At 37.8% G+C, this 18,973-nt stretch carries 14 protein-coding genes; 2 read left to right on the top strand and 12 right to left on the bottom strand.

Features of this window, described 5'->3' with window-relative positions; genetic code table 11:
* Nucleotides 1-607: 607 nt before the first annotated feature.
* From JN080_RS23900 to JN080_RS23940, 9 genes are all read right to left on the bottom strand, one after another.
* Nucleotides 608-2,800, bottom strand: a complete 2,193-nt coding sequence (locus JN080_RS23900) for an ABC transporter ATP-binding protein (RefSeq protein ID WP_256238490.1) — start codon at nt 2,798-2,800, stop codon at nt 608-610.
* Nucleotides 2,797-4,524: an ABC transporter ATP-binding protein gene (locus JN080_RS23905; protein ID WP_256238491.1), complete on the bottom strand. Its 1,728-nt coding sequence runs from the start codon at nt 4,522-4,524 to the stop codon at nt 2,797-2,799. The genes JN080_RS23900 and JN080_RS23905 overlap by 4 nt, the downstream gene beginning before the upstream one ends.
* A gap of 66 nt (nt 4,525-4,590) precedes the next feature.
* A complete protein-coding gene (locus JN080_RS23910; RefSeq protein WP_256238492.1) occupies nt 4,591-5,052 on the bottom strand; it encodes a MarR family winged helix-turn-helix transcriptional regulator in 462 nt (153 codons plus the stop codon).
* A gap of 149 nt (nt 5,053-5,201) precedes the next feature.
* Entirely contained in the window at nt 5,202-5,954 is a 753-nt protein-coding gene (locus tag JN080_RS23915; protein ID WP_256238493.1) for an FG-GAP repeat domain-containing protein, read from the bottom strand.
* Between the two features lie 183 nt (nt 5,955-6,137).
* Nucleotides 6,138-8,576, bottom strand: a complete 2,439-nt coding sequence (gene parC, locus JN080_RS23920) for a DNA topoisomerase IV subunit A (protein WP_256238494.1) — start codon at nt 8,574-8,576, stop codon at nt 6,138-6,140.
* On the bottom strand, nt 8,573-10,552 hold the full coding sequence (parE, locus tag JN080_RS23925) for a DNA topoisomerase IV subunit B (RefSeq protein ID WP_256238495.1): 1,980 nt from the start codon (nt 10,550-10,552) through the stop codon (nt 8,573-8,575). Before parE ends, parC begins: the two co-directional genes overlap by 4 nt.
* A 314-nt stretch (nt 10,553-10,866) precedes the next feature.
* Complete coding sequence (locus tag JN080_RS23930) at nt 10,867-11,274, bottom strand: CoA-binding protein (RefSeq protein ID WP_375141751.1); 408 nt, start codon at nt 11,272-11,274, stop codon at nt 10,867-10,869.
* 106 nt (nt 11,275-11,380) lie between these two features.
* Nucleotides 11,381-12,319, bottom strand: coding sequence for a sensor histidine kinase (locus tag JN080_RS23935; protein WP_256238497.1), 939 nt, complete (start codon nt 12,317-12,319; stop codon nt 11,381-11,383).
* Nucleotides 12,312-13,313 carry a diguanylate cyclase domain-containing protein gene (locus JN080_RS23940; protein ID WP_256238498.1) on the bottom strand — a complete coding sequence of 334 codons (1,002 nt, stop codon included), beginning with the start codon at nt 13,311-13,313 and terminating at the stop codon, nt 12,312-12,314. Before JN080_RS23940 ends, JN080_RS23935 begins: the two co-directional genes overlap by 8 nt.
* A 383-nt stretch (nt 13,314-13,696) precedes the next feature.
* On the opposite strand from JN080_RS23940, the gene plsY reads away from it, so the two are divergent.
* Both plsY and JN080_RS23950 read left to right on the top strand, forming a co-directional pair.
* Nucleotides 13,697-14,296, top strand: a complete 600-nt coding sequence (plsY, locus tag JN080_RS23945; RefSeq protein ID WP_256238499.1) for a glycerol-3-phosphate 1-O-acyltransferase PlsY — start codon at nt 13,697-13,699, stop codon at nt 14,294-14,296.
* A 407-nt stretch (nt 14,297-14,703) separates the two neighbouring features.
* On the top strand, nt 14,704-15,435 hold the full coding sequence (locus JN080_RS23950) for an ATP-binding protein (RefSeq protein ID WP_256238500.1): 732 nt from the start codon (nt 14,704-14,706) through the stop codon (nt 15,433-15,435).
* A 435-nt stretch (nt 15,436-15,870) separates the two neighbouring features.
* Here JN080_RS23950 and JN080_RS23955 read toward each other — a convergent pair whose 3' ends face one another.
* From JN080_RS23955 to JN080_RS23965, 3 genes are read right to left on the bottom strand one after another with little or no spacing between them, the layout of a single operon-like run.
* The gene (locus JN080_RS23955) at nt 15,871-16,164 is read right to left on the bottom strand and encodes a hypothetical protein (protein ID WP_256238501.1); all 294 of its coding nucleotides are present in this window, start codon (nt 16,162-16,164) and stop codon (nt 15,871-15,873) included.
* Nucleotides 16,165-16,170: 6 nt separating this feature from the next.
* Entirely contained in the window at nt 16,171-16,611 is a 441-nt protein-coding gene (locus tag JN080_RS23960) for an acyl-CoA thioesterase (protein WP_256238502.1), read from the bottom strand.
* A complete protein-coding gene (locus JN080_RS23965) occupies nt 16,611-18,947 on the bottom strand; it encodes an AAA family ATPase (RefSeq protein ID WP_256238503.1) in 2,337 nt (778 codons plus the stop codon). Before JN080_RS23965 ends, JN080_RS23960 begins: the two co-directional genes overlap by 1 nt.
* Nucleotides 18,948-18,973 lie beyond the last annotated feature (26 nt).

Here is an 18,973-nt window from a genome sequence, read left to right on the forward strand (position 1 = left end):
GAAAAAGTACACGATACAAAATATTATCAGTACTTAAGGGGAAGACTTATTGGTAAGAAAGGATTTTTTACTAGTTAACATAATATATATTCTAGGAACCTAAATGAAATCAATGGGATCTTGTCTCATCAACTAAGTATACTCAAGAAAATGAGACGAAATAAAAAATTCAAGTGTTATAGTATTAATTCCAGCTTTCAAATTGATTTAAAAAACCAACTTTAAATTAATTAATGGATATAGTATAACTTGACTTGACTTGACTTGGCTTGGTTTGGTTTGGTTTTCATTTAATTTAACTCACTACCATAGAAACCTGATTAAAAAATCTATATGTTAAGTTCTTTACGTTTTACTATATTATTTTCATAAAAAAACACACCGTTTTCTGACCAACTATTCCACCTGAACTAATTGGTATAATAAAGCTGCTATCAACCAAATCATGGTCTTTTTAACTTTAAAGTTTACATAACATAATTATGAAAATTTTATGTTAAACATACTCTATTCAAATTAACATTCATTCCTTGGATTAACGTTTTACAGTTACAAAAAAAGCGTTTAGAAAGCTACTATGCTATCTAAACGCTTTTTTGGAATGTTTTTAAATTATTTCTGCATCCATGTTTTGCCCGGTAAATTGACTATTATAAAGATCTGCGTAGAAACCGCCTTTAGCAATCAAATCTCTATGGTTGCCCATTTCAATAATTTTGCCTTTGTTCATTACAAGGATTAGTTCGGCATCACGAATAGTTGACAGTCTATGAGCAATAACGAAACTAGTACGGCCTTCCATCAGATTGGACATAGCTTTTTGAATTAACACTTCAGTTCTAGTATCAACGCTGCTTGTTGCTTCATCAAGAATTAATATAGTTGGGTCAGCAAGGATTGCACGCGCTATGGTGAGCAGTTGCTTTTGTCCCTGAGAAATATTGGTCGCCTCCTCATTTAGGACCGTTTCATAGCCGTCAGGTAGTGTCCTGATAAAATGATCCGCGTGTGCTGCTTTGGCTGCCCTAACGATTTCCTCCATTGATGCCCCTTGTTTGGCATAGGCGATATTATCCTTAATGGTTCCGTTAAATAGCCACGTGTCTTGCAGAACCATGCCAAACATCTTCCGCAATTTGTCGCGTTTTATATCACTGATATCAACATTGTCAATGCTAATTTTACCGGAATTTATTTCATAAAAACGCATCAATAAGTTGACAAGTGTAGTTTTACCGGCTCCTGTAGGTCCGACAATGGCAATCGTATGCCCCGGTTTTACATCTAGGTTCATATCTTCAATTAGCGGTACCTCTTCTTTGTAGCGAAAATCTACGTGTTCAAATTTTACTTCTCCCCTTGGGAATTTGATTACTTTGGCATCTGGGGAATCTTGAATTTCTTCCGACTCATCGAGAATTTCAAAAACACGTTCTGCGCAAGCGACCGTTGACTGAATAACATTCGCAATCTGTGCTGTTTGAGCAATCGGCATCGTAAAGGACCTTGAGTATTGAATAAAGGCCAGAATGTCTCCTAAACCGAGGAGATTCTTGGTAATCCACAGACCTCCAACGATACAAATTCCAACGTATCCCAAATTGCCAACAAAGTTCATGAGTGGAAACATCATACCAGAGATAAATTGCGCTTTCCACCCTGCGTTATATAGATTTTTATTTATTTCATCAAAACGCTCAATCGAATCTTTTTCACGCCCAAACGCCTTTACAATTTTATGCCCCGTATACATTTCCTCCACATGCCCGCTGAGGTCCCCCAACTCTTTCTGCTGGGAAGCAAAATATTTTTGAGACTTTTTGGCAATAAACGCCGTTGAAAAAGCATACAAGGGCAGTGTTGCCAGCATGATTAGGGTGAGGATCGGACTGATTGTCAGCATCATAATAATATACCCGATAATCGTAATCAACGAAGTAATGAGCTGCGTCAAGCTTTGCTGCAAGTTTTGCGCTACAGTATCGAGATCATTCGTAACCCGGCTTAATATATCGCCATGGGGATGATTATCAAAATATTTGAGCGGTAATTTGGCAATTTTTTGATCAACCTCCCTGCGCAAATCTCGTACGGTTTTCTGTGCTACTCCGGACATCACCAGTCCCATGACTAAGCTAAAGCAGGCACTTATTACATACATTCCTAAAAGAGTTAGAGCAATCGTACCAATATAATGGAAGTTATATTTACCATTTGTTTCTCTGATGGCTCTAACCGCCCCATTAATCTGGTCCTTGGTTAATTTAACATTCTTTGCACCAGACTGTGTTTGTGCAGGCATCTTTTTACTTAAATCCAGCATTTTCTGGACAATATCAGCCTTTTGATCTGCACTTTCTACTGTATCCAACATAGGCAGTTTCATAAATTCTTGTATAGCCTTGGCTGTTTCCGGATTTACCTTTTCCTGTTGCTGCGGTAAATTGGCCGGAGCGTTTGGGGATTTCTGCCGCTGCTTCACCTTCAGGTTAGCCTGGTTAACTGCTATTTTCTGAGCATCAGACATTTTTTGCAGCATCATTTTTGCCATATAGGCATCCTGTATTTTGTTCATGGCTTTGCTCATTATTTTAGGTGCAGCGATCGTAAATGACGTGCTTGCGATCGCAAAGATCAAGACCATGATTAATTTTAAAGTATGCGGTTTGAGATAGCGAATCAGCCTTTTTAATGCCCCTTTAAAGTTTTTGGCTTTTTGGACCGGTGCGCCAAAGTGGCTGCCGCCGCCAAAGCCGCCGCCGCCTCTCCTACCACTTTGATTTTTGTTTTGTTCGCTCATGCAATCTCCTCCTCAGACAGTTGTGAGGAAACAATTTCCCGGTATACCTGGCTGGAATCCAACAGTTCTTTATGAGTTCCTATGCCGGCAAGCTGACCTTCATTCAGTACGATGATCCGATCGGCATCCCTGACAGTTCCAACCCTCTGGGCAACAATAATGACAGTTGCTTCTGCTGTTTCTGGTTTAAGCGCTGCCCGCAGTCGGGCATCAGTTTTGAAATCAAGCGCCGAAAAACTATCATCAAAAACGTATACTTCTGGCTTTCTTACTAATGCTCGGGCAATGGACAGTCGCTGTTTTTGCCCCCCTGAAATATTTGTACCGCCCTGAGCGATTTCATGCTCAAAGCCACCATCAATGGTTTCAATAAATTCTGTTGCTTGGGCAATGTCAGCAGCATGTCTAACTTCAGCTTCGGAGGCTTGTTGATTACCAAACCTGATGTTTTCACTGATTGTACCTGAAAACAGTACAGCTTGTTGCGGAATGAATCCAATTTTTGCCCGAAGTGTCTCTTGGGACATTTCCCTAACATCTACGCCGTCAATCAGAATACTGCCGCTGTCCACATCATAAAACCTTGGGATTAAGTTAATCAGTGTAGACTTGCCAGCCCCTGTACTTCCGATGATTGCCGTTACTTCGCCGGGCTTTGCAGAAAATGTGATGTCCCGTATAGCGGGCTGTTCGGCACCATGGTAAGTAAAAGTGACATTTTTAAATTCGACAAAGCCTTTCTGAGTGAAGGAGCCTTCCACTTTCTCTTTGTCAGTTATTCCAGGATTGGTTTCCAGTACTTCATTGATTCTCACTGCGGCGGCTTGGGCACGAGGAACCATGATAAACATCAAGGAAAGCATCAGCATCGAGAACATGATTTGCATGGCATATTGGGTGAAGGCGGACAATGCCCCCAAGTCCATATTGCCCTTACTGATGAAGATTCCCCCAAACCATAACACTGCCAGCGATGTAAAGTTCATGACTAGCATAATCGATGGCATCATAAAAGCCATAATTTTATTTACTTTTATATAATTATCTGTAAGATCAACATTCGCATCTTCAAAGCGCTTTGCTTCGTGTGCAACCATGTTAAATGCTCTAATGACACGTATTCCAACAAGCTTTTCCCGTAAAACAAGGTTGATTCTGTCAATCTTTCCTTGAATCTTTCTGAAGAGCGGAATCATACGAGAGGCAATCAAAGCAATAACACCAGCTAACACAGGGATAGCGATTGCCAGCACCCACGTAAGCTGCCTGTCTTGGCGTAAAGCCATGATAATCCCGCCAATGGCCATCATCGGAGCGCTGATCATCATGCGCATGATCATGATTAAAACCATTTGAACTTGGGTTATATCGTTTGTAGTTCTTGTGATAAGTGTGGCTGTACCAAACTTATCAATTTCATGTAATGAATAGCTTTCGACTCTAGAAAAAACCCTGTTACGCAGGATAGTCCCCAATCCCACCGCAATTTTTGACGATAAGTAGCTGGCAATAATGGCACAAACCACTCCCCCACCAGCAACCCAAAGCATTAATCCGCCAATTTGCATGATTTTCCCAGTATCTCCCTGCATAACTCCTTTGTTAATAATATCTCCCATCAAGGTCGGCAGATAAAGATCACTCAATGTCTGCAAAAATACAAAGGCCAGCACAGCAATGATCATGGCAGTAAACGGTTTTAAATACTTAAGCAACCTTAACATACATAGACGCTCCTTTTAGTCTTTTGTTAAAAAGCTTCATCAGGAATCTGATTCCGATCTAGATCTTTATGGATTAAGCTGGTCAAAATACTGATACACCTTAAAGAGTAAATCAGCTAATTGGTTGCTTTCCTCTTCACCCAAGTATTCAACTAATCCAGAAAAGGATTTTGCAAACACCTTTTTGATTTCTGCGGTGACAGTAATACCCTTTTCCGACAGTTTAATTTTTACTGCTCTACGGTCAGTAGGATCGATCGTTCGAATAACAACACCTGTTTTTTCAAGCTCATTGATAATTTGTGTAACGGTTGGAGAAGTGACTTCCAATAGTTTACTAATCTCAAATACTTTCATATCAGTTTTAACATCGTTGATTGCAGATTGAAGAGCGAACAACACTTTAATTTCACTTGGCTTATAGCCCATAATCCTTTTTTCATGCCAATCCGTCTTTCGAAATTTGGAAAATGCTTTTAACAGTTTTTTTTCTGTATCTCCTTCTAAATTACACACTTTTCTCACCACACTTTTTTTATTCCCATCCGAATTATTAGGTTACCTATTTATTTGCATGCCTAAGTATATTATTGTTTGATTTCCATGTCAATTTAAATTTAAAAAAATAAACACAGGAAATCCTGTGTTAGATTCTAATATAAATTCCAACAAATATTTTATGACCTGGTTTTTTTCAAGACGACGACATTTACTAATTTCCATTGTGAATCATCATAAAGCCATGAAGATTCTACATAACCAATCGTATCGGACTCCGTTACACCTGTAATTTTTTGTGTTCCTTTTAAACCTATTTTATCTCCCTTAAGCAGAACTGGCTGTAAATTACTAAATGTATTTACCATAAGTTCTGTCGGCTCGTTTAATTTTCCATTGTAGAATATCCCCAATTTTTCATAAAACTTTTTTCGGTTTTTTAAATCGAAGATATAGGCATTACCAGTCTTTCTAATCTTTATTTTTGCTTTATATCCGTTTACAAAGCGACTCTCTAGAACAAGTGGCTCCGGAAGGCTTAGCTTAAAAGGCTTAAAATTAGCAAGTGTATAGACTGTTTGGAGTGTATTGACTCCGCTTTTGTTTGTAGGAATACTTGCAAATAGATCTTTTACTCCATCTTGATTAAAATCTACAAACTGCAGATTTGGCTTAAATCCTTTTGGAAGTTTTGTCGAATAATGTCCTTTATTAAATTCAGTGATATCAATTACTAGGTTTTTATACTTACCACTTTTCATTTTGATACCAGTTAACACGATTATATCCTTTTTTCCGTCCCCGGTAATGTCTACTGTCTCTTTTGATAAAGTGACAACTCTCCCTTTACTAGTGGATGCTTTAACACCAATATTTTCTCTTAGTGACAAGATAAGTAGGATAGCAAAAACGAGAAGCAGCGCTTTTTTCATTCTTTTCCCCTCCTCGGGCTAGTTGTTTTTATTATGTCCAATGTTGGAAAAAAAATGAAACCTAACATAACTTTTTTATGTGAATGTGAATGGTTACACTTCGTTACTGCGCTTACAATGCCGAAAAAAAAAGATGGACTAATTGTTATAATAATTAGTCCATCTTTTTAAAGCGTATAGTAGTCAATCCTCTGGTGACTCAGGAGCCTCCACTTTCCAAATGTGTGCCACCTTTCCACTTACATTCTCGTCAAGAATAAACGACCCGTTTGAATACCGGTCACTATTTTTGAGACCCGAGACTTCTAAACTTTCCGTTATCCCCTTTTCTGTCTGTAAATAGATCACATCTCGATCATCTCCAAGAATAAATCCAATAATACGATGAGGATTCGCTTTAAGTTCTCGAAGAATGACTACTCCACGTTTTGCTCTCGAAGCTTTTTCAAATTCCTTTAATTTCATTTTCTTAACAGCACCACGTTGGGTGGCGATTACGATGGCCTGTTTCATTTCAGGTGCAATGGTCTTTCCGCCAACCACATAGTCTCCATCCTTGAGGTTTATCCCTTTAACTCCTGCTGCACGTGCCCCAACAAGGCTTATTTCCTCTTCGTGGAACCATAAAGCGTAACCGTAATGCGAAATTAAAAATAATTCGCTTGTCCCATCTGTAAGGTGCACATCAACTACTTCATCGTCGTCCTTCAAATTGATGCCAACTAGTGGTTTAGAATAACGGTGTGCTTTATAATGTTTGAGCTCTGTCTTCTTCACCATTCCATTACGGGTAACAAAGATGAGATAAGCATCCATTTCAAAATCTTTTACACCAAGCACTTGGATGATTTCCTCATCCCGTTCGGTCGGGATAATATTTGCAATATGCTGACCAATGTCCTTCCAGCGAATATCAGGAAGCTCATGGACAGGGCAATACAAATAATTTCCCTTATTTGTAAACAGGAGTACGACATCTTTTGTATTTAAATCCAGTTGTGCAATTAGCCGGTCTGAATCCTTCATTCCAAAGTCTTGTCCGTTCGAGGCAGCGAAAGACCGTTGACTTGTCCGTTTGACGTAGCCTTCCTTGGTAACGGTAACGATAACATCCTCACTTGGAATCATCACTTCAAGATTGATTTTCAATTCTTCGATTTCTGCCTCAATCTTGGAACGACGCACATCCGCAAACCGTTTTTTCACATCTTTTAATTCTTTTTTAATGACGGATAAAAGCTTTTTTTCACTGCTTATAATAGCAGTCCATTCCTCTATTTTCTTTTCAAGCTCCTCAGCTTCCATTCTTAACGCTGTAATATCAGTGTTTGTTAACCGATAAAGCTGTAAGGATACAATAGCTTCAGCTTGCGCTTCTGTGAAGGCATATTTAACTATTAAGTTATCTTTTGCATCCCGTTTATCTTTTGAGGCCCGAATCGTTGCAATCACTTCATCGAGAATGGAAAGAGCCTTCATAAGACCTTCAACAATGTGCTGGCGTTCTTTTGCTTTATTCAGGTCAAATTTAGTTCTTCGTGTCAACACTTCTTTTTGGTGCTCGATATAGGCATCAAGCAGCTCTCTTAGACCCATGGTTTTCGGACGTTTTTTATAGATGGCAACCATATTAAAGCTATAGTGAACTTGAAGATCAGTATTTTTATATAAATAGTTGAGTACGCCTTCTGCATTGGCATCCTTTTTCAATTCAATCACAATTCTTAGACCAGTGCGATCGGTTTCATCTCTTATTTCAGAAATGCCCTCTACTTTACGATCAAGACGAAATTCATCAATCTTTTTTACTAGATTTGCTTTATTCACTTCGTAGGGGACTTCCGTTACAACAATTTGTTGCTTGCCACCGCGAACCTCTTCAATTTCCGCTTTACTGCGGATAATGATTTTTCCTTTTCCTGTCTCGTATGCTTTCCTAATCCCATCAATCCCCTGAATAATTCCGCCGGTAGGGAAATCTGGACCCTTTACGACTGTCATCAGTTCGTCAACGGTGACATCAGGCTTTTCCATTCTCATAATTACACCGTCAATGACTTCACCAAGATGGTGTGGTGGGATATCAGTTGCATAGCCGGCAGAAATCCCGGTTGAGCCATTCACAAGCAAATTAGGAAACATCGAGGGTAATACAGTTGGTTCTTTTGCTGTATCATCAAAGTTTGGAATAAAATCTACAGTTTCTTTATCAATATCCCTTAGCAATTCAGCAGCAATAGATGATAGGCGGGCTTCTGTATAACGCATTGCTGCCGGAGGGTCACCATCCATACTACCGTTGTTACCGTGCATTTCGACAAGGACATTACGAACCTTCCAGTCCTGGCTCATCCTGACCATTGCTTCGTAAACAGAAGAATCTCCATGTGGATGGTAATTACCAATTACATTTCCGACTGTTTTCGCTGATTTTCTAAATCCTTTTTCATGTGTATTCCCTTCAACGTGCATCGCAAATAGTATTCTGCGCTGTACCGGCTTTAACCCATCACGTGCATCGGGGAGTGCCCGTTCCTGAATAATATATTTACTGTATCTTCCAAAACGATCACCTATTACGTCTTCTAGAGGAAGATCACGAAATTTTTCAACACTGCTCATCGTTCAGATTCCTCCTCTGCGACCGTAATATTTTCATTTTCAAGGATGGTATCATCTTCCTCTAAACCAAATGCAACATTGGATTCGATCCATTTCCGGCGCGGTTCGACTTTGTCGCCCATAAGGGTAGTTATGCGCCGCTCTGCCCTTGCACCATCATCAATTTTTACACGGATTAGTGTGCGGGTCTCCGGATCCATCGTTGTATCCCACAGCTGGTCAGCATTCATTTCACCTAGACCTTTATACCGCTGGATAATATTTCCTCTGCCAATTTTTTGTTGTGCTATGTGTAATTCATCTTCATTCCATGCGTATTCAATTACTTCTTTTTTCCCTATACCTTTACTTACTTTATAAAGTGGAGGAAGTGCAATAAATACTTTTCCTGCTTCTAAAAGCGGCTTCATATAACGGTAGAAAAATGTTAGCAACAGCACTTGAATATGTGCGCCATCTGTATCAGCATCTGTCATAATGATGACTTTATCGTAATTTACATCTTCCAATGAAAAATCAGTTCCGACACCGGCACCAATTGCGTAAATCATGGTATTAATTTCTTCATTTTTAAAAATATCCTGCAGCTTTGCTTTTTCTGTATTGATTACTTTTCCTCTTAACGGAAGAATAGCCTGAAACCGCCGATCACGCCCCTGCTTTGCTGAGCCTCCTGCAGAGTCACCCTCAACTAAGTACAATTCATTTTTTTGCGGATTTCTTGATTGTGCCGGGGTAAGTTTTCCTGAAAGGGAGGTTTCCGTACGTTTGCGCTTTTTACCGCTTCTAGCATCTTCACGGGCTTTCCGAGCTGCATCACGGGCCTGGAAGGCTTTAATTGATTTTTTTATCAGCAGAGTGCTAATATCGGGATTTTCTTCAAGGAAGTACGTTAGATGTTCAGAAACTACGGCATCTACCGCTGATCGAGCTTCACTTGTTCCTAATTTACTTTTTGTTTGTCCTTCAAACTGTAGTAATTCTTCCGGAATTCGTACAGAAATAATCGCTGATAATCCTTCTCGAATATCCGCACCATCGAGATTTTTATCTTTATCCTTTAAAAGAGAAACCTTTCGGGCGTAATCATTAAACACCCTGGTCATCGCTGTTTTAGCGCCTGCTTCATGTGTTCCTCCGTCTTTTGTCCGAACATTGTTAACAAATGAAAGAACGTTTTCTGAATATCCATCATTAAATTGAAAGGCTAATTCTACTTCAATTCCATTTTGAATTCCCTCTAAGCTAACCACAGGATGGAGAGCATCCTTTTCTTCGTTTAAATAGTGAACAAACGCTTCAATCCCGTTTTCATAATGAAAAACCTCATGAAAATCATTCCGTTCATCAAATATTTCTATTTTTAGATCTTTTAAAAGAAAGGCAGATTCTCTTAACCTCTCACATAATGTTTCAAAATTATAAGTAGTAGTCGAAAAAATGGTTGGATCCGGTTTAAAGTGGATGGTTGTTCCGCTTTGATTGGTTTTTCCGATTTTTTCGAGGGTTGTGACCGGCTTTCCGCCATTTTCAAACCGCTGTTCATAAGTAAATCCATCTCGTTTGATGGTCACAATTAACCATTCAGATAAAGCATTAACAACAGATGCACCGACTCCATGCAAACCGCCGCTCGTTTTATAGCCGCCTTGACCAAATTTTCCGCCGGCATGTAGAACGGTTAAAATTACTTCAGGTGTCGGCTTACCCGTTTTATGCATCCCAGTCGGCATTCCACGACCTTTATCCACCACGCTAATAGAATTATCCTTATGAATCTTCACGATAATATGATCGCCAAACCCTGCTAACACCTCATCTACTGCGTTGTCGACAATTTCATAAACTAGATGGTGGAGACCCCGTGAATCGGTACTGCCAATATACATACCTGGCCGCTTTCTTACTGCCTCTAATCCTTCCAGTACCTGTATGGCATCATCATTGTAATCAAAAGCTTGCTGATTTCTTGCCACTAAAATACCCCTTTCATTACATACAAAAAGAAAACTTCATTCCTGATTGTTAAAGTTTAATTTAAAATTAAAAAGTTCATTGATAAGATATAATGTCTTTTTCAATAGTTGAATTGGAACAAACGTTCCTTCTCTATTTTATCATAAGACCATGTGACGTCTATGCTTTATTGTAGCGATTTATTTTCATTTGGCAAATGGCTAATTAATTAACAACATGATTTTTTCAAAAAGTTTACTGCATTTATTGGATAAAAATTAACGTTTAAACAAAAAAATGAGGCCGAATAATCGGTCTCATCATAGGGCAATCTTTATTTTGTTAAAGCATGCTCAACCTTGATACAACGGTCCATTATAACTGTGTTTCCTTTTTCTTTTAGAAGTTTGTATGCCTCTTCATTTACGAGTCCGAGCTGTGCCCAAAATATGTCTGAATCAATTTCCAGAAACTCCTTGGCCACATCCAGAAGCTGTTCAGAGCGCCGGAAAACATTCACAATATCAATGTGACCATTAATATCCTTTAAAGAGGCCACCGCTTTAACCCCAAGTGCCTCATCAATCACTGGATTAACTGGAATAATTTCATAGCCTGCATCCTGCATAGCTTTTGAAACCTGATAAGAAGTACGTTCCGGATTATTACTTAACCCGACAACTGCAATTTTTTTCGCTTTTTTTAAAATTGCCCCGATTTCTTCTCTGGATGGGTTTTCAATTGTCATTATTTTCACTCCCTTTTTTGTTAATTTTACCATTACAAAATCATTCATACAAAAATAGAAGTCATTTTCACGACAACTATTTTTGTATCTGTTTTATTAACTATGCTGTTTCCTGTGTTTCTGTAGCTACCACTTTTGGAACAAAGAGTAAAAACTTAGCACCATCACCAGTATTTTCTGCTTTAACACTTCCGTTCATACTTTCCAAAATATTTTTCGTCATAAATAATCCAAGACCTGTCCCATTTGTCTTTGTTGTGAAATAGGGATGAAATATTTTATCAAGTAATGAACGGTCCATTCCACCTCCGTTATCGATAATTTCAATCATATAAAAACATTCATCCTCATCAATTTTTATACATATTTTACGATTTTTCACATTATTGATGACAAATGCATCTCTTGCATTCATAAGAAGATGTAAAAAAACTTGAATAAACTCATTTTGGTAACCAAAGACGCTATGCTGCCCTCTGTATTCAAAATGAACATGAATATCATAATTTGTTAGGTTTAATGAAAAAATCGATAATGCTTCTTCAATCGCCTCTGGTAGAGAAAAAGCAGTTTTCTCATTATTTTGCTGATAAAATTTTCGTAAATCATTGATCGATCGAGACATATGCTTAATTAAAGCCATACTCTCTTTTGTCAATCTAGTAATGTATTCGTCATTAATTTCGTCAAATTCCTGCGCTTCGCTTACGTCTTGTATAAGTAATGATAAATTATTTAGAGGCTGCCGCCATTGGTATCCGATGTTTGCAATCATTTCACCCATTGCCGCAAGCCTTGATTGTTGGATTAATTTATGATCTTTTTGGCTGTACTTTTGTTTTTCAGTATGAATCCGCTTCATTAACTCGAGATTTACCTTTTCAACGTATTGGTTATTGCTTTCAATGTCCTCGTACCTTTTATACAGGACTTGGTATCTTTTCTCATAATCCCTTAATTTTTTTTTAGAAAGATATCTTTCAAATACGAGCAAAATGGAAATTAGAGTGAGGAAGAAAAGGATGAGTACTTTAATCAACAGAAACACCTGCTTCATCTCTCATTTCATGTTCATCATAAAGGGTGACACGGTTTTTTTCGTTCATTTTTGACAAATGAAGAGCATGTTCTACATCTTTCAACAGTTGATTCTTCGATTTACCACTGGAAAATTCAGCAATCCCAAAGCTGCAGGTTATTTTGCCGGCTTCGTGAAAATAAAACCCTTCGATCAATGTCCGCATCGACTCTGCTAAAATAGCCGCATCCTGTTTACCCTCATCAGGAATTAGCAGAATAAACTCCTTACCTCCCCAGCGGGCAAAAATATCATTTTCACTTATACGTTGCTGAACAATGGTTGCCAAAGTGATTAGCATTTCATCACCCACATGATAGCCAAAATGATCATTTACCCGCTTAAAGTGATCAATTTCGGCGATAATAATCGAAAATGAACGGCCATTTTGTTCTGCTTGTTCGATTTCAGTTGTTAAAATCTTATCAAATTTCAATCGATTACAAATTTTTGTCAATGGATCCAAGGTACCTAAAAGCTCATTTTTTTGAAACTCTTTTTCCAATTCTAAAATTAATTCATTTGTTACTTTCCTTTGTTTTTCAAAATTCCTTTCAAGTTCAATGTGAGCTGCCGACTTCTGAATAGCAAGTAGTAATTTTTCTAAGTCTATTGGCTTTAAAATGAAATGGTTAACATTATTTTCGATCAATTGAAGGAAAAATTCACTATCTTCGCATGCAGTTATAACGATTATTTGAACTTTTTCATCCTGCTTGCGAATTTTTTCAATCATTTCAAAACCATCTATTTTGTCCATCTTACTATCAATTATGACAACATCGGGGTGATAATCATTAAAAATCTTATATCCTTCCTCAGCACATTTAGCACCGTGAACATCTGCAAACCGCCGGTTGAGGATGCGTAACAATTTTTCTCGGGAAAATTTATCATCTTCGACATAAAGTACTTTTACGTTTTGATAATCTCCTTTCAAAATGCTTTTTTCCATTGGCTTCGTCACCCTTTCGCTTTATTTCAATATGTAATAAAACCGACCATTCCTGTTGTAGAATTGGCCGGTTTAAAATCTCATATTTTTTAAATAATTTGTTACTCCAATTATATTTAGATATCGCAATCCTTTCAATCAACAATCACGCGGTTTGCAAATTCTCCATACATTTGTAATAAAATAGACCCCATTTGTTACTATTTTGGACAGAAAGAATTTTCTTTGTTATAAAAATATAGACTCTAAAAGTAAGAAAAAAACCTTTGAAACCAGTAAATCTACATAAAAGGATACTAGTAATCTGGAGAATACAGGGGTGGCATTTTCGCAAATACATGGTAAAATAAAAGGAATGGATATAAAAAGAAGGGGAAAATGAAATGGTCGAAATAATTGCAACCTTAGTCCTCGCTTACCTGCTGGGTTCTATACCCTCTGGATTAATAATTGGCAAGGTTTTTTATAAGACAGATATTCGCGAACATGGGAGCGGAAATCTGGGTGGAACAAATACTTTTCGGACTCTTGGTGTGAAAGCTGGACTAGCTGTAACCATTGCCGATATTTTAAAAGGTACTCTAGCAGCTGCCTTGCCAGTTCTTTTTCATATTGATATAAATCCATTGCTTTCCGGAATTTTTGCGGTTATTGGTCATATGTATCCTATTTTTGCAAGTTTCCGCGGTGGTAAAGCAGTGGCAACATCAGCTGGAGTGTTGTTATTTTATACCCCACTAATGTTTTTAATTGTTCTGATCGTATTCTTTATTAGTCTATATGTAACCAAATATGTTTCCTTGTCTTCAATAGTTGCAGGGCTTTCAGCCATTACATATTCGATTGTACGTGGATTCATTCACGAGTGGGATATACCGCTTATTGTAGTCGTTTTCATACTAGTATCTTTCGTTGTTTATCGTCACCGTACAAACATAAAACGGATCATGAATAAAACTGAACCTAAAATAAAATGGCTTTAAAAGGACAACATTGTTCTTTTAAAGCTTTTTTTGTTGTCTAGGAAATTATAAAATATTCAGCTGTTGATAACTTTGAATCAAGTTAATTTAAGTCTAGCTCAGACGCACAGGAAGTGCTAGTGCCGATGTTGCCGCCAGGACGGGCGGCGCGCTCTTAGTCGGCCAGCCCAGCGACTAGTGTACGTCGCTAAACGGGCACTTGCGCTTTTGTTCTTAGGAACCCGCTATTTGTTCATGATCCAAAGGATGTTTTACAATCTATAAAAATTTGTAGAAATTTATGGGCTTTTGCTGAATATACTGTATTAATTAAGAAATGTGCAAGTTCCCATCAAGCGACTTATACATTGGTGCATAAATTGCACAAGTCGCCGGAGCTGGACTTTAAAAAAGAGGGTGATCATGGCATGGGGCCTGAAAAAAACGGGGAGGAAACCAATGAAGCCTTTATTAAGTTGGCAAAACAAAAGAAGATTGAGCAGTCTGCAGCTGAAATTGTCCATGAAATAAGAAATCCGCTTACAACAGTAAAAGGATTCCTTGAACTTATAAAACCCTATTTGAAAGAGATAGGAAAAGAACAATATGCAGAGGTAGCACTTACCGAGTTAAATCGTGCGGACGAACTTATCTACGATTATTTACATGGTGCCAAACCGCAATCGAACCACGTCCAGAAAACTTACCTCAACAAAGTTGTGAACAATTTAGCCATGTTGTATGAGAGCAAAGCTATTTTGAAAAATATTCAGCTCATCACAAACCTGTCAAATCAAGAAGTAGTCTTAAATATTCCTGAGAATCCACTTAAACAAGTATTAATAAATTTAATGAATAATGCCATAGAAGCGATCGAAGAATGCAATGCAATTGACAGAAAAATATGTTTTTCTACAGAAATAGATTCGACAACGGCAGTTATTACTATTATGGATAGTGGCGGAGGAATTACAGATGAAAATATTAAAAACTTGTTTGAACCTTTCTTCTCTTCAAAAGAAAAAGGAACAGGACTTGGTCTAAGTATATGTAAAACCATCATTGAAGATCATAAGGGGTCTATACATGTTAAAAGTTTACTAGAAAAATATACAACTTTCACAGTATGCCTCCCAATTAAAAGCTTCTTTATAGTTTAAAAACAAAAGCAGAATATTCATTTGAAAATTCTGCTTTTTATATTTTGAGGAGCTGAAAACGGCTTATTCCAAAGGGATCAACAACATAATCGAGCTTCGTGTCATTAAAATAGACTAAATCCTTTTCATGAATTAAGATTTTCACTTCATCAAAATCGTACAAATGGTCATCAGTAAGCTTCCGCTCTTCCAGAGACAGATTTAACTTAGGGCCTCCTCAGCCAATTCCCATACTTATTCTAAGATATAATGTTTCTTCCTCGGTTATTTTTTCCTTTTCAATCACGTCAAATAGTTTTCTCTTGGCGCTGTTGGTTAATTTAAACAAATTCTCACCTCATTCTTATGATCCAATAGTTAATCTCAACTTGAGAAAATTTATAAATAATGAAAAAAACATACCTATGTTCACATAATTATAATATAGTTTTCTATTCATTTCCAAATATGATCTAATAGACCTTCTTGTTTAAGGATTTCCGTTTGCCTGTCCCCGATTAAATCAAAGTGGGAATAACCACCCGAGCGATGATGAATCCATTCCTTCTTTAACCCGTATTTTTGGCCCCACTGTACTAACTTTTCAAGGTTGTGACAGCCGACTTTTGTTACCGTTTTTGAGCCAGGAAAACGGTCATCAAGCCAATAATGGGTTAAAAAAGCGATTTCTCCTCTGTCGATTTTTTGTTTCCAGGCTAAAAGCTCCTGTTTCTTGATTCCAAAAGCCATTAACTTTCACTCCCCAGGATTTTCAGCCTTCGGCTTTTTCGTTCTTTCATATGCTTCATGCCAATTAGGAAAAGTTTTCTTAAAGGACACAGGTCGAAAACTGTCTTTCTTAACACATACATGTTTGGTCGTTCCTGTTACCGCCACTTCGCCATTATCTTTAAGGATTTCATATCCATAAGTTGTTCGGATTCCATCATATTCTTCCACCCAGGTGTTAATGATTGCTTTGTCACCATAACGGACAGGTGTTTTATAAGAAGCTTGAATATCTAGGACTGGCGAAAGATATCCATCTTTCTCAAGATCAACATAATTAAAACCAAGTTCTTCAATAAAGGCTGTCCTTCCTATTTCCATCCAAACTAGATAATTTGTATGGTAGACAACACCCATTTGATCTGTTTCAGCATAACGTACTTCTATTTCTTTTGTTACTACCAACATTAGGATTCCTCTTTTCTAAGCTTTTTTAGAGCTTTTTCTATATCTTCTCTTTCTAGGTAAATCGCTTTTTCAAGCAATTGGTCTTGTCTATCCTCCTCCATTAACCGCATTGCCTGGGCTTGGATCATTTCATCAGCCAGATTCGTGGCAAAACGGCCGTTCCCCAAAAAGGCATATTCATTTAAAGCTGTAAGTAAAAATTCCTTCGCTGTACTGGTTAGCTGATATTGGAATCCCCTAACATAGGATTCCAATATCGTGATCAATTCTTCGATTTGGTAGTCAGGAAAGTGGAAAAACTTCTTAAATCGCGAATGCAGCCCGGGATTACTAGTAAGCAATGCTTCCATTTCATTGGGGTAACCAGCAAGAATGACAACCAAGTTTTCATTATACTTTGTCATTTCATCTACAAGTGTATCAATCGCTTCTTTACCGAAGTCCCCTGCTTGTCCTAAAAGTGAATAAGCCTCATCGATAAACAAAACCCCACCAAGAGCTTCTTTAATCTTCTTCTTTGTTTTTGCTGCCGTTTGTCCCACATAACTTGCTACAAAATCTGCCCTGCTTGTTATGATCAAGTGACCGCGCTTTAAAATCCCACATTCTTTAAGCAGCTCCGCATAGATTTTGGCAACGGTAGTTTTCCCCGTCCCAGGGTTTCCGGTAAAGACAGCATGCAGTTGTATCGGAACTGCAGGGAAGCCATTGTTTCTACGAAATTGCTGCATTTTAACAAATGACATCAATGATTTCATTTCTTCTTTTAAAGCATCAAGTCCGATAAGTTGATTAAGCTTAATAAATGCAGATGGTTTGTTTTCTGTGTTCTCAACAGTAAAATCTTCTCTTTCTAAAAGAGTAAATTGCAAAACCTGATTACTTTCAGCTTTTAAGTTCGAACCTTTTCTGAAAATCGCTTCTAACACGATATTCTTTGTTGTTCTCGCATTTCCAAAAGTGTTATCAATACGTTCTCGTTCAAGGCGGTGATCGATTTCAAGCTTTGCGTCTTCCGAAAGAATATAGTCATTCTCTGCAGCGATTTTTTCCGCAATTAAAACCAATTCCTCGTTGGTGTAGTCTGGTAGATCAATAAAATTTGACTGAGGGAACCTGCTCCTAAGTCCTGGGTTTGCCATGAGAAAAGAACGCATCTCCTCTGGGTAACCAGCCAAAATGACAGCAAATTTCCCCTCATATTCCTTGCTCGTCATTAGTGATACAAGCGTATCTATAGCGGTTTGTCCATAATCATTACCAGATTGTCCTTCTCGTTTTAAACTATATGCTTCATCAATAAATAGAACTCCACCCAGGGACTTTTCAACCATTGCCCGGACATTTTCTTCCGTTTGGCCGACAAACGCACCAACTAATTGTGACCGGTCCGCTTCAATTACTTCCTCACGTGGCAGGACACCTAGTTCGTGATAAATTTTCGCTAATAACCTTGCTAATGTTGTTTTTCCAGTGCCAGGGTTTCCTGTCAATATCATATTTAAGCTTAGAGCGTCTTTCGTTTGATATCCTAATTCTTTTCGCTGCTTTTGATACTTTAAGTAACGGTAAAAATCATTTATCCGCTTTTTGACAACGTGCATTCCAATCATTTGGTTCAATTGATCCAAAGCATTTTTCTTTGGTTTTTCTGGTTTCTTTTCTTCTTGATCAAAGAGCACTTGCCATTCCCTTTGAATTGCCTCAATTTTAACCAAATGTAGCTTTAACTCTTGATAATATGTGGCTGTATGGAACATCCCTGTTATGGATTCATCATACTCTTCTGCGGACTTTAACAGGCTGACGGTTTCTTCTTTTGCGGCGACAAGAAGTGTAAAAAGCTTATTATATAAATGGGATAACTCAGGGTTGCCCAAGCGTGAAACAATCGAGATCTTTTGATTTAAATCCTCTATTTGCCCGATGGCTTCTTTAATAAATGTTTGCGAAATTTGTACGTATTGTTCGGCAACTTTTTTTTTGGCAGTCCGATTATCTGTTTCCCTAAGTGGCGGATAGGAGAGAAGATCGAAGAGGTTTCTTTTCTTCTTCCATTCAAATTGAATTAAAAATTCATTTGCTGCTTCGTTCCCAGGATTTAATTCAAGGGATTTTTCCAGCCAAGCAACAGCAATCGTGTCCTGTCTGTTTTTTCTTAGCCGAGACAATGCCGCAAATGTTAACAGTTTTGATATGTTAGACTTGTCCTTTTCACTATTCAAGAAGGAAAATAATTTGCTTTCATCTTTAATATATCCATTATTGGCAAACTCGTTTTCCCATTCATCGATTTTATTTTGTCTATGTATTGTCTGATCGTGTTGTTGGATCATCGCTATCACTTCTTTATCAAATTTTC

This window comes from Bacillus sp. EB600, from assembly GCF_024494385.1.
GTDB lineage: Bacteria > Bacillota > Bacilli > Bacillales > Cytobacillaceae > JAEVLT01.

Excerpts from the sequence above, each read along its gene's own strand:
- JN080_RS23900 (WP_256238490.1), bottom strand. The coding sequence starts at position 2,800 with ATGAGCGAACAAAACAAAAATCAAAGTGGTAGGAGAGGCGGCGGCGGC.
- JN080_RS23905 (WP_256238491.1), bottom strand. The coding sequence starts at position 4,524 with ATGTTAAGGTTGCTTAAGTATTTAAAACCGTTTACTGCCATGATCATT.
- JN080_RS23915 (WP_256238493.1), bottom strand. The coding sequence starts at position 5,954 with ATGAAAAAAGCGCTGCTTCTCGTTTTTGCTATCCTACTTATCTTGTCA.
- parC (WP_256238494.1), bottom strand. The coding sequence starts at position 8,576 with ATGAGCAGTGTTGAAAAATTTCGTGATCTTCCTCTAGAAGACGTAATA.
- JN080_RS23940 (WP_256238498.1), bottom strand. The coding sequence starts at position 13,313 with ATGGAAAAAAGCATTTTGAAAGGAGATTATCAAAACGTAAAAGTACTT.
- plsY (WP_256238499.1), top strand. The coding sequence starts at position 13,697 with ATGGTCGAAATAATTGCAACCTTAGTCCTCGCTTACCTGCTGGGTTCT.
- JN080_RS23950 (WP_256238500.1), top strand. The coding sequence starts at position 14,704 with ATGGGGCCTGAAAAAAACGGGGAGGAAACCAATGAAGCCTTTATTAAG.
- JN080_RS23955 (WP_256238501.1), bottom strand. The coding sequence starts at position 16,164 with ATGGCTTTTGGAATCAAGAAACAGGAGCTTTTAGCCTGGAAACAAAAA.
- JN080_RS23960 (WP_256238502.1), bottom strand. The coding sequence starts at position 16,611 with ATGTTGGTAGTAACAAAAGAAATAGAAGTACGTTATGCTGAAACAGAT.
- JN080_RS23965 (WP_256238503.1), bottom strand. The coding sequence starts at position 18,947 with ATGATCCAACAACACGATCAGACAATACATAGACAAAATAAAATCGAT.